The organism is Mycobacterium sp. 1245805.9 (assembly GCF_001672915.1).
Classification (GTDB): domain Bacteria; phylum Actinomycetota; class Actinomycetes; order Mycobacteriales; family Mycobacteriaceae; genus Mycobacterium.
Genome location: NZ_LZKR01000032.1, coordinates 24311 through 36050, shown reverse-complemented (window position 1 = coordinate 36050; position 11740 = coordinate 24311). Strand labels below are relative to the sequence as shown.

Genomic DNA, 11740 nt, shown 5'->3' with positions numbered 1-11740 from the left:
CCCGCGTAGAGGATGACCGCGGACGCCACCAGCGCGACGGGGACGGCGGGCGCGGCCGCGCGCCGCGCCGGCCGCAGGCACACCACCAGCACCAGGAACGCGACGACGATGCCGACCAGCGCGAGCAGCCCGCGCCAGCGGGCCACGGCGACGATCACCACCGCGAACGCGACGGCGAGCGCGACCAGCGGCCAGCCGCGTTCGAAGTCGTAGAAGGCGTAGCTGGTGGTGCCCTGCTCGTCGACCTGCCGGACCAGCCGAACGCGATCGCCGGCCGCGAAATGGGGCTGGCCGGGACCGGGGGAGGACTCCAGCAGCGTCTTGGCGCCCGCGTTCGGGCCGGAGTCGATGGCGATCAGCGTTTGGATGCAACGCCCGGCGCCCGGGGCCGCCGATTGCGGCGCCGTCGTGATCACCTGGCCCGCGGACGGGCTGCCGCAGTCGCCCAGCGCGCTGGACAGCACGTGCCCCTTTTGCGTGCTCACGGCGCCGCCGGCGGCGTTCTGGAACGGCATGGGGATGTCGACGTGCTGGCGGCTCGGCCAGAGCAACACCGCACCGGCCAGCACGGCCACACCGATGGCGACGAGCAGCCCGACGACAATCTTGGCGGGCAGCGGATCCAGCCCGGACGGGCCGGACCGCAGGCTGTGCGAGTGTGAGTGGGTCACCCGGTTGAGGGTAGAGGGCGGCGCCGGTGTTCTACTGCCGGTAGCTGGCCAGGAAGTTGCCCAGCCGCTCGATCGCGGCGGCCAGATCGCGCGACCACGGCAGGGTCACGATGCGCAGGTGATCCGGCGCCGGCCAGTTGAATCCGGTGCCCTGGGTGACCAGGATCTTCTCGGACAGCAGCAACTCCAGGACGAGCTGCTCGTCGTCCTCGATGTCGTAGACCTCGGGATCAAGCCGGGGGAACGCGTACAACGCGCCCTCGGGTTTGACGCAGGACACCCCGGGGATTTCGTTGAGCTTGGCCCAGGCGACGTCGCGCTGCTCGAGGAGCCGACCGCCGGGAAGGACGAGGTCTTCGATGCTCTGGTGTCCGCCGAGGGCGACCTGGATCGCGTGCTGCGCCGGAACGTTCGGGCACAGCCGCATGTTGGCCAGCAGGCTGATCCCCTCGATGAAGCTGCTGGCGTGCTCCTTTGGCCCGGTGATCGCCAGCCAGCCGGCCCGGTAGCCGGCCACCCGGTAGGCCTTCGACAGGCCGTTGAAGGTCAGGCACAACATGTCGGGCGCCAGCGTGGCAAGGCTGATGTGCTTGGCGTCGTCATAGAGGATCTTGTCGTAGATCTCGTCGGCCAGCAGCAGCAGCTGATGCCTGCGCGCCAGGTCGACCATCTGGGTGAGGATCTCGCGGCTGTAGACGGCGCCGGTGGGGTTGTTCGGGTTGATCACGACCAGCGCCTTGGTGCGCTCGGTGATCTTCGATTCCAGGTCGGCGATGTCCGGCTGCCAGTTCTGGGTCTCGTCGCACAGGTAGTGCACCGGCGTGCCGCCGGCCAGCGAGGTCGACGCCGTCCACAGCGGGTAGTCCGGCGCCGGGATCAGGACCTGGTCGCCGTTGTCGAGCAGGGCCTGCAGGGTCATCGTGATCAGCTCGGATACGCCGTTGCCCAGGTAGACGTCGTCGACGTCGAACCGGGGAAAGCCCTCGACCAGCTCATAGCGGGTGACCACCGCGCGGCGGGCGGGCAGGATGCCCTGCGAGTCGGAGTAGCCCTGGGCGTACGGCAGGGCCTGGATCATGTCGCGCATGATCACGTCGGGCGCCTCGAAGCCGAATGGCGCCGGGTTGCCGATGTTGAGCTTGAGGATGCGGTGTCCCTCGGCCTCCAGCCGCGCGGCGTGCTGGTGCACCGGGCCGCGGATCTCGTACAGGACGTCCTGCAGTTTGGACGACTGCGCGAAGGACCGCTGCCGATGATGGCCGGTGACGTGCGCGGGCAGCTGGTGAGTACTCACGTCACTATGGTGCCATCGTTGTCCAACGAATTTGCTGGTAGGCGTGCAACCCGCAATTAATGCACCATTGCGAGTATGGGCAGGGAATCGACACCACGAGCCGGCGGATATGCCCGCCGCATGCGTGAACTCGGATACCGCTCGGTCCAGATCTGGGTGCCCGACGTCCGCTCGGCCCGCTTTGCCGTACAGGCACATCGGGAAGCATCGGCGCTGGCCGAGGCCGACCGACACAGCGATGACATGGACTTTGTCGAGGCGATCTCGGACGACCTGGCTGCCCGAGACCACGACGGGTGAACCGTGGCGAGCTGTGGACCGTCTCGGGGGCGTCTATGCGGCCAAGCCCCGCCCAGCGATCATTGTCCATTTCCTGAGGTCGCGGGACAGCGGGCCGTCGAACGTGATCACAGGGCGAGATTTTCGCAAGTTTTCCGCCCTGTGATCACGCTCGGCGCGGCTTTCGTCAACGCTTGCCCGGCGGGCGGGCACCGCGCGCGATACCCAGGCCTTTCACGGGTGCCGCCGGCGGTGCCGCGTCGCCGTCGGGCTGCGCCGACGGCTCTGGCTTTTGCTCGGGCTCGGCCTTGGCATCGGGTTGCTCGGCCGGGGCCTCGGTCGCCTTGGCCGGGGCGGCGGCCTTCTTGGCCCCGGGTCGCTTGGCGCCGGCGGCGATGCCGAGTCCCTTCACCGGTGCGGCGGGTGCCGCGGGAGCCTTCGCCTCTCCGGTGGGTGCGGCCGGCTCCGCCGGCTCGGCGGGCGCCTCTGTTGCCTTGGCGGCAGGTGCGGCCTTCTTGGCGCCGGGTCGCTTCGCGCCGGCTGCCAGGCCCAGCCCCTTAGCCGGTGCGGCGGGTGCCGCGGGAGCCTTGGCCTCTTGGGCCGGTGCGGCGGGTTCGGCGGGCGCCTCGGTGGCTTTCGCGGCGGGTGCCGTCTTCTTGGCGCCGGGTCGCTTGGCGCCGCCGGCGATGCCCAGGCCCTTGGCCGGTGCCGGGGCGGCGGCCTTGGCCGGCTCGGGCTCGGCCTTGGCGGGCGCGGGTTCCTCGGTCTTGGCGGGCGCCTCGGCGGGCGCGGCCGGGGCTGCGGCCTTGGGCGCCGCGGCCGCCCGCTTCTCGGCCTCCTTCGCGGCGGTGCCCTTCTCGGGCAGCGTCGCCTTGTCGTACTCGATGGACCCGAGCAGCACCTGGGCCACGTCGAGCACCTCGACGCCGCTGCGGCCGGCTTCCTCCTGCCGGTCGTTGACGCCGTCGGTGACCATCACCCGGCAGAACGGGCAGCCGGTGGCGATGGTGGCCGCGCCCGTCCCCAGCGCCTCGTCGACGCGTTCGTGGTTGATGCGCTTGCCGATGTGCTCTTCCATCCACATGCGCGCACCGCCCGCGCCGCAGCAGAAGCTGCGCTCGGCGTGCCGCGGCATCTCGGTGAGGGTGGCGCCCGCCGCGCCGATCAGCTCGCGCGGCGCCTCGTACACCTTGTTGTGCCGGCCCAGGTAACACGGGTCGTGGTAGGTGATCTCCTGGGAGACCGACGTGACCGGCACCAGCTTCTTGTCGCGGACCAGCCGGTTGAGCAGCTGCGTGTGGTGCAGCACCGTGTAGTTGGAGCCCAGCTGCCGGTACTCCTTGCCCAGGGTGTTGAAGCAGTGCGGGCAGGTGACGACGATCTTGCGGTCGACGGTCTCCACGCCCTCGAACAGCCCGTCCAGGGTCTCGACGGCCTGGGCGGCCAGCTGCTGGAAAAGGAACTCGTTCCCGGACCGGCGTGCGGAGTCGCCGTTGCAGGTTTCGCCCGTCCCCAGCACCAGGTACTTCACGCCGGCGACGGCCAGCAGCTCGGCGACGGCCTTGGTCGTCTTCTTCGCCTTGTCGTCGTAGGCGCCGGCGCAGCCCACCCAGAACAGGTACTCGAAGCCGTCGAAGCTGTCGACGTCCTCGCCGTACACCGGCACGTCGAAGTCGACCTCGTCGATCCAGTTGGTCCGGTCCGAGGCGTTCTGCCCCCACGGATTCGCTTTGGTCTCAAGGTTTTTGAACAGCACCGACAGCTCGGAGGGGAACTCCGACTCCATCATCACCTGGTAGCGGCGCATGTCGACGATGTGGTCGACGTGCTCGATGTCCACCGGGCACTGCTCGACGCAGGCCCCGCAGGTCACGCAGGACCACAGCACGTCGGGGTCGATGACGCCGCGCTGCTCGGCGGTGCCGACCAGCGGGCGGGTCGCCTGATCCGGACCGGAGCCCATCACGCGGCCGAAGCCGGACTCGGGGACGTGATGCTCCTCGGCGTGCTTTTCGCCGCTCAGGTTCTCCGCGACCCCACCCTCCGGGGTGTTCTCCAGCGGAGTCTCCTTGTCCCCCAAGATGTACGGTGCCTTGGCCATCCAGTGGTCGCGCAGGTCCATGATGACGAGCTTGGGCGACAGCGGCTTTCCGGTGTTCCACGCCGGACACTGCGACTGGCAGCGCCCGCACTCGGTGCAGGTGGCGAAGTCGAGCATGCCCTTCCAGGTGAAGTCCTCGATCTTGCCGCGGCCGAATTGCGCGTCGTCCGGCGGGTTTTCGAAGTCGATCGGCTTGCCGTCGGACTCGATCGGCAACAGCGGGCCGAGCCCGTCGGGCAGGCGCTTGAAGATGACGTTGATGGGCGCCAGGAAGATGTGTAAGTGCTTGGAGTGCAACACGATCAGCAGGAAGGCCAGCATGACGCCGATGTGCAGCATCAACGCGACGGTCTCGACGATCTCATTGGTGTTGTGACCCAACGGCCGCAGCAGCGAGCCCATCAGGTGGCTGAAGAAAGCGCCGCGGCCGTACGGGAATTCGTCGCCGAGGGCGTTCACCGACGCCCCGCGGAAGATGGCGTACGTCCAGATGACGTTGAAGATCATGAACAGGATCAGCCAGGCGCCGCCGGTGTGTGAGCCGTAGAAGCGGGACTGGCGGCCGTACTCTTTCGGCTCAGTGCGCAGCCGGATGATCGCGAAGGTGACGATGCCGGTCAGCACGGCCAGCGCGAAGAAGTCCTGCAGGGCGCCCAGCGCGTCCCAGCGGCCGATGATCGGAATGTGGAAGTTCGGCTGGAACAGCACGCCGTAGGCCTCGATGTAGACCGTCAACAGGATGAAGAATCCCCACATGGTGAAGAAGTGCGCCAGGCCCGGCAGCGACCACTTCAGCAACTTGCGCTGACCGAACACCTCGGCGAGTTCCGTCCAGATGCGATTGCCGACATGGTCGGCGCGCCCGCTGGCCGGCTGGCCGGACATGACCAGCTTGTTCAGCCACAGGACGCGGCGCGCAGCGAAAGCGCCCACCACCACGGTCATGCCCAGTCCGAGTATCAGTCTGATGAGCGTTTGCGTGGTCACAGAAGGTCTCCCCAATTCCTAGTTTGTTGCCTATGAGGCTTGCTCATAGTGACATCTGGGTGGGTTTCGATGCGAGATAGGTTGCCCTAAGTCGCCGCCCGGCGGCGCCCGTGGCCTGCGGCTAACCCCCGAACGGCAGTTGCGGTAGGGGCAGCACCGGCGGCCGTTGCCGCGTGGTGGTCGGAGCGGCGGTGGTGGTTGCCTGCGATGTCGTGGTCGGCTGGGCGCTGGTGGTGGTCGGCGCCGCCGTCGTCGTGGTGGGCGGCGGGCTGCTGGTCGTGGTTGTCGGCGGCGGCTGGGTCGACGTCGACGACGGCGGTGGCGGCGGGGGCGGGAGCACCGTCACGGTGGTGGTGCCGTTCGGCTCCGTAATCGTCTCCGTTTGCGACGTTTGCGGCGGCGCTTGTTCGGTGGGCGGCGTGTTGTTGGTCGGGGTGGTCTTTGGGTGGCCCAGGGTCAGCGCCAAGATCACGGCGACCAGCACGGCCGCGGCCGCGCCGACGACGCTCAATACCAGCGCGGTGCGCTTGTACCACGGCAACGTCCCGGTCGCAGCGAGGCGGCCGCTGTCCGTGTCAGCCGATCTCGTTGGCTCCCGGCCGTATTCGCCCGTCATGTCGGGGCCGACATAGGGCACCGGCTCGGCGGCGTCGTCATCGTCGGCCGACCACGCCAGGGCAGGGCCGCCGTCGACGACCTTGGCGGTCTCGACCAATTCGGTCGGGTTTTCGACGACGGGGCTGGCGGCGGTCGCGATGCCCGCTGCGGCCTGCTGCTGGCCAAGCACCGAGGCGCCGACGGCGGCGGCGAGCGCGGGCTGCGGCGCGATGTGGATGGGCACCCCGAGGCGCTCCGACAGGCGCGCGGCGACCAGCGGGATGCTGGCGCCCCCGCCGACGGCCGCCACGGCTGCCAGGTTGGATCGCTGAATCCCGTTGCGCTGCAACGTGTCTTCCACGGTGCCGACGAAACCGTCCAGCGGTTGCGAGATCAGCTGTTCGAGTTCGGCGCGGGTAAGCCGGACGCCGTCACCGGCAGCGGCGGCGCCCGACAGCTGCTCCTTGACGCGGCGGCATTCGGCCAGCTGGCGCGCCTGCGCGCCGATTCGGGTGGTGCTGGCCAGGTCGGTGCTGGTGGCGTCGGAGCCGCCCGACCGCACGTAGTCGAGGATCAGTTGATCGATCGCGTCGCCGGAGAAGTCGGTGTAGCGCACCGACGGGCCGAGCTGGGCAAGGGTCGGCCCGGCATTGATCAACGTCACGCTGGTGCCGCTGGCGCCGAAATCGCAGACCGCGATGATGCCGGCCGGGAACCCCGGGTGGGCGTGCAGCGTGGCGAGCGCGGCCGTGGCGTCGGAGATCAGGGCCGGCGCCACGCCGCCGCGGGTCAGGTCCGGCTGGGCGAAAAATTCGTCGCGCAGCGCCGCCGTCTGCGCCTCCGACCAGTACGCGGGCACCGCGACGGTGACGGGCGTGCCGTAGCCCACCGTGCGCGCCATGGCCTCGATCGCCTCGACCGTCAGCACCTCGCCCAGGTACTTCGTCCCGTCGGCCGCCACCAGAGGGGCGCGGTCCCCGACCCGCTCCACGAACCCGCGCAGCACCAGACCGGGTTCGGACAGGTTCGGGTTTTCCTCGGGCAGGCCGATTTCGGTCGGCCGGTGCTCGAACAGCGTCAAGACCGAACTGCGGACCACCGGCGCGCTGCCCGAACGGACCGCCACCAGGTTGGCCGCCCCGATCGACAACCCGAGCGCTTCGCTCATAGCCCGGGCTTCACTGCGAAAGGCCCGGCGGCAGTGTGAGCACGGGTCCGTCGGGAATGGTGATCACCGATGGCAGCTGGGGCATGTGGTGCCGGTGCGTCGGCTGCTGCTGGGTTGGCTGGTGGGTGGGCTGCTGGGTCGGCTGCTGCGCGGGCGGCTCGGACGCGGTGCTGGTGGGCGGCGGCGCGGAAGATTCGGTGGTCGTCGGCGGCGTCGTCGTCGTGGTGGTCGTCGTCGGTGTGGTGCTGCCCGTGGTGCTCGGGCTGGGGCTGGTGCCCTGCCCGCCCTGAATCAGCTCCATCAGCCCGTACACGATCAGCGCGAGCAGGATCAGGACGGCGACGATCCAGGCGATGATCCCGGCGGGTTTGCGGTACCAGGGGGTGGGCTCGGGTTCCCGGTCGAAGGGATCGACGGCCTCGGGTTGCTCCCACTGCTCCGGTTCCGCGGCAGGTTCACCCGCGGGCGGGGGCCCGCCCTGGGCGCCGTAGTTCGCATACTGCGTCCGCTGATTGTGGAAGTCGTCCGGTGGGCCGTTGGATGCCACGGAGCCGATGGTACTGGCACCCCCTTCGGGCCAGCTCAGGACGTGGAGCCGCGATCAGGCGATCCCGAGTTCGTGATCGATCTGCGCCCAGTACTGCGGGCCGTCCAGCGTGAGGATGATCCAGTCGTGAATCTGCCCGTTGGCCAACACGAAGTTGAACGGGGCTCCGGTCTGGACGGCGTGCTGCTGGAGCACGAGCACGTCGGGTGAGAGTGAATCCAAGTTGCCCGTGTAGACGTACGTCGGCGGGAGCCCGGTCAGGTCCCCGTACAGCGGGCTCACCATGGGATCCTTCACGTCAAGTCCGCCCGCCCACTCCTTGCCGATCTGTATTCCGGGCGCAATGGGCAGCAGTGGATCCTGGACAAACGCGATGTTCGGGTTGCTGAACGTGACATCCAGCCACGGCGACAGCAGCACCATGGACGAGGGCACCTGCTCACCGTGGGCGAGCGCGTATTCGGCGGCCGCCAGGGCGAGGTTGCCGCCGGCGGAGTCGCCGGTCACGCTGACATGCCCGGGGTGCGCGGTGATCTGCGAGTCGATGAAGCCGGCCATCTTGGGCACTACTGTGCCGGCGGTGCCGCCCTGCTGCAGCAGCGGGTAGATCGGCACCTCGATGGTGGCGCCGGTCTGATAGGCCATCACCGTGTAATCGAGCCAATGGAAGATCGAGGGCGCGAAGATGAACGCGCCGCCGTGAATCGCCACCACGTAGTCGCCGTTCGGGTGAGCCGGGGTGATCTGCACGACGGGCATCCCGTTGTAGTTGGTCTGCGTGACCGTTTCCCCGAGCAGCAACGGCAGCAACGCCGGCGGCCTGTTGGACAGACCTATCGCAAGCAGCGGGTTGTCGCCGGTAAACAGCTGCAGGAACGGCGAACTCGGCGACGACAGTTGAGCTTCGAGGCCAGGGAAGAATCCCAGCAGGGGCTTCACCGGGTACAGCGCGGCCTCTTCGAATCGGGTGACCAGCGATGGTCCGCCGGTGTAGGTCCCGGTCTGCGTCGCCGGGAAGGGCGGGGCCGCCGCCGCCCCGAAGATGGTGCCGAAGACCGTGTTGGCGACGTGGTGGAATTCGCTTTCGACGGCTTGGACGAATTCACCGGGCAGGCTTTCCAGCGCTTGCTCCCACGAGCCCAACTGCGCGACGGTGGCCGACGCGCTGGCGTGATAGCCGCCCATCGCCGCGACGTCCTGGGCCCACATCCGCTCGTAGTCGGCCTCGGCGGCCGCGATCGCGGGGGCGTTCTGACCGAACAGGTTCGTGATCACCAGCGACACCAGTTGGCCGCGGTTGGCGGCGATCACTCCCGGGTCCACGATCGTTGCCAGCGCGGACTCGTAGGCGACGGCGGCCGCGCGGGCCTGGGCCGCCGACTGTTCAGCTTGGGCGGCGGCCCCGCCCAGCCAGCTCACGTAGCGGGCGGCCGCGTTCGTCATCGACGCCGATGCGGGGCCCTGCCAGGCCTGGCCGGCCAGATCCGAGGTCAACGAGCTGAATGCGGTGGCCGCCGAACTCAATTCCGAGCCGACGCCCTCCCAGGCCGCCGCCGCCTCCAACATCGGCCCCGGCCCCGGTCCGTCAAGCAGCAAAACCGAATTCACCTCGGGCGGCCACACCGAAAAGCTCACGACTGCTCCCCTCGATCAGCGCTGATCGCATTCCCCTTCCAGGAACGTACCGCATCGAGTCAGTCGGGAATCCTGGTTTGCGGCAGCTTTATCCTTGGCGAACCCGGACGCAGCTGGCCGCGCTGATGGCTGGGGTGGGCGGCGTGCGGTGGCCATTCAGACTGTGCCGCTTGGCCAATGACGACGGTCGTGGCCTCGGCGCGGATCGACGGCCAAAACTTGTCCGGACCCGGCTGCCAGGTATGTCGTTGATCGCATCGCCCGTCGCGGCGTTGTCCGGTCAGCGCACGCGATTGATGGGCGGATTGGGCAGATCGCGGCCGAGATGGATGCACATGCGTTGTGGGGCGAGATCGCCAAGGAACACACGTGATCCCTTGGCCGCGAAGGCTTTCGCGGTCGCCAGGCCGATGCCGCGAGCAGCGCCGTCGAGCTGAATGGCAGTCAATAGTCAGGCTGCTATGGGTGACTTGGCAGCCCAGTAAGCGAGCTGGCGATACCCGTTGTCCTGGTGCCACAGCTTGGCGCCCAGGTAGACACCGGGCACGATTTGCACGGCCTCGTCTCGAATGCGGCTGATCGGCCACGGGTTGCTGCCGATCGTCTCGTAGTCGAGCACGAGAACCTGGGTGCCTGGCGCGACGACACTTTCCTCAACTCGGTTGAGCATGTCGAAGCCTTCCCAATGATCACCAGCGCGGCGCATCCGATAGCTCGGCGCTAGCACCAGCGTGAGGAGCGTCGCTGTGGTGGTAAGCGAGTTGGTTCCGCGCTGGGCCGGGCGGTCGAATTTCTTGCCCAGCCACGGCATCAGCCCGAGCCGGGTGGTCATGGTTTTCGCGGCTGTGCGCAGTACCCGCCCGGTTCGGTTCAGGTCGGTATCGGGGGTCGTCCAGCCGACCAACATGCCGTCGGTCTGCCCGTCCACCACTGCGGGTGCGCCCGCCGCGAAAAGCTGGGCCAACTCAATCTCGGCCGCGTCGCCGGGTAGCCCGGCACCCAGCCGTTCGATCCACACCCACGCCGCATCCTGGGCCGCCTGCGGGTCGATGTCCGCGATCGCCTGCAACCGGGACGGCCGGTCGTCAGTCTCGGGCTTTGTGCTTTTGGGTGTGGTCATCCGTCGCCCCCTCATCTCAGTGGGATGCTCACAACCATAAGGGAATCATGATTCCGTCTGGGAATCAAGTATCCTGGCTGGGTGACCCGACCCTCGTATGCCGAGCGCCGCAAGCTACAGCTGCGTGAGGAGATCATCGACGCGGCCATCGACGTTTTCGCCGAATCGGGTTATCACGACGCCGGGGTAGCCGATATAGCCAAGCGGGTCGGCATTGGGCATTCCACCTTCTACCGGCACTTCGAGAACAAACGCGCAATCCTCGACGAAGTCATCAACACCGTCATCGAGCGGTTTATGGCGGCGCTCGCCGCCGAGAATGCGCCCGATGCCGCGAACAGTCTCGACGAGTACCGAGATCAGGCGGCCCGAATCGGCGCGGCCCTCGCAGATATCAGCAGTGACATACGCGCGGTGCGGCTGCTACTCATCGAGGCCGCCAGCGTCGACACCGATCTGCGCCAACGCGTTGACGACCTGTTCGACCTAGCCGTCCAAGTCAATGCCAGCTTCTACCAACACGGTCGTGAGCACGGCTACCTCCGCGCCGACCTCGATACCACCGCCACCTCCCGTGCAGTGATCGGCATGATCTTCGGGCTCGCGATGATGGGCCTCAATCCTGCCTTCGACAATGACGAACGCGAAAACACCATCCAAGCCGCCGTCCGGTTGATGTTCGACGGCATTAGCAACCACTCACAAAAGGCTTAGGCCACACAGGCGCCGCCACGCTGACGTGGGCTGCGTGGCCGGCTCAGAACGTGTTGACCTTCTCGACGCTGACGAACATGCCGTGGTGCGTGTGGTCGTTGGTGAAGCGGGTGCCCTGTTCGGTGGCGACGATCGTCCAGCCCTGCGCGGCGTAGGTCTTGTAGTCGATGGTGACGGTCGGGATGGCGCCCAGGTTGCCCAGCACCCACTGGACGTTGCCGGCGGAACTGATGCTGACGCCGTTGGCGTGCTCACCGTCCTGCAGCGGGGAGTTGGTGAACGGAGCCTCGCAGCCGACGGTCTCCTTGTTGATCTGGCAGCGCGTCACGCCGGACTTGGTCTCAATGAAGACGTAGCCGTTGTGGTCCGGGGGCAGCGGGATCACCCCGGCCGGTGGTGTGGTCGGGCTGGCCGGCCCGGTCGGGCTGGTCGACGGGGCCGGGCTGGTGCGGGTCGGCGCGGGCGTCGTCGTGGTCGGCCGCGGCGTGGGGAAGGTGGGCTCGGTGGGCCCGGTCCCCGGAGTGGCGACCGGCTTGCCGTCGATGAGCGAGCTGCAGCCCGAAACCAGCGCGGGAGCGGCGAGGACGGCCGAAAGCAGCAGCGAGCCGCCGGCCAGCCTTCGCCGCG

General features: G+C 68.4%; 10 protein-coding genes and 1 pseudogene. 2 read left to right on the top strand and 9 right to left on the bottom strand.

What is annotated here, in order from left to right; translation table 11 throughout:
- A partial coding sequence (locus A9X00_RS05325) for a YibE/F family protein (protein ID WP_232006678.1) occupies positions 1–671 on the bottom strand: 671 nt, incomplete at its 3' end.
- A gap of 31 nt (positions 672–702) precedes the next feature.
- A pseudogene (locus tag A9X00_RS05320) lies at positions 703–1991 on the bottom strand (pyridoxal phosphate-dependent aminotransferase).
- A 94-nt stretch (positions 1992–2085) separates the two neighbouring features.
- On the opposite strand from A9X00_RS05320, the gene A9X00_RS05315 reads away from it, so the two are divergent.
- The gene (locus A9X00_RS05315; RefSeq protein ID WP_082974696.1) at positions 2086–2265 is read left to right on the top strand and encodes an antitoxin MazE-like protein; all 180 of its coding nucleotides are present in this window, start codon (positions 2086–2088) and stop codon (positions 2263–2265) included.
- A gap of 166 nt (positions 2266–2431) precedes the next feature.
- Here A9X00_RS05315 and A9X00_RS05310 read toward each other — a convergent pair whose 3' ends face one another.
- The 6 genes from A9X00_RS05310 to A9X00_RS05290 form a co-directional block, all read right to left on the bottom strand.
- Positions 2432–5332 carry a heterodisulfide reductase-related iron-sulfur binding cluster gene (locus A9X00_RS05310; protein WP_067150080.1) on the bottom strand — a complete coding sequence of 967 codons (2901 nt, stop codon included), beginning with the start codon at positions 5330–5332 and terminating at the stop codon, positions 2432–2434.
- Positions 5333–5453: 121 nt separating this feature from the next.
- Positions 5454–7097, bottom strand: a complete 1644-nt coding sequence (locus A9X00_RS05305; protein ID WP_067150077.1) for an Hsp70 family protein — start codon at positions 7095–7097, stop codon at positions 5454–5456.
- A gap of 10 nt (positions 7098–7107) precedes the next feature.
- A complete protein-coding gene (locus A9X00_RS05300) occupies positions 7108–7644 on the bottom strand; it encodes a hypothetical protein (protein ID WP_067150074.1) in 537 nt (178 codons plus the stop codon).
- A gap of 54 nt (positions 7645–7698) precedes the next feature.
- Positions 7699–9267: a PPE family protein gene (locus tag A9X00_RS05295; RefSeq protein WP_067150095.1), complete on the bottom strand. Its 1569-nt coding sequence runs from the start codon at positions 9265–9267 to the stop codon at positions 7699–7701.
- 292 nt (positions 9268–9559) lie between these two features.
- On the bottom strand, positions 9560–9727 hold the full coding sequence (locus A9X00_RS32450; RefSeq protein WP_156771932.1) for a hypothetical protein: 168 nt from the start codon (positions 9725–9727) through the stop codon (positions 9560–9562).
- A 3-nt stretch (positions 9728–9730) separates the two neighbouring features.
- Positions 9731–10399 (bottom strand): hypothetical protein, encoded by a 669-nt coding sequence (locus A9X00_RS05290; RefSeq protein WP_067150071.1) that lies wholly within the window; start codon positions 10397–10399, stop codon positions 9731–9733.
- A gap of 81 nt (positions 10400–10480) precedes the next feature.
- Between A9X00_RS05290 and A9X00_RS05285 the strand changes: the two genes are divergently transcribed.
- Positions 10481–11113: a TetR/AcrR family transcriptional regulator gene (locus A9X00_RS05285; protein WP_067150068.1), complete on the top strand. Its 633-nt coding sequence runs from the start codon at positions 10481–10483 to the stop codon at positions 11111–11113.
- A gap of 43 nt (positions 11114–11156) precedes the next feature.
- On the opposite strand, the gene A9X00_RS05280 is transcribed toward A9X00_RS05285, so the two are convergent.
- Positions 11157–11729 carry a hypothetical protein gene (locus tag A9X00_RS05280; protein WP_369830716.1) on the bottom strand — a complete coding sequence of 191 codons (573 nt, stop codon included), beginning with the start codon at positions 11727–11729 and terminating at the stop codon, positions 11157–11159.
- Positions 11730–11740: the final 11 nt, after the last annotated feature.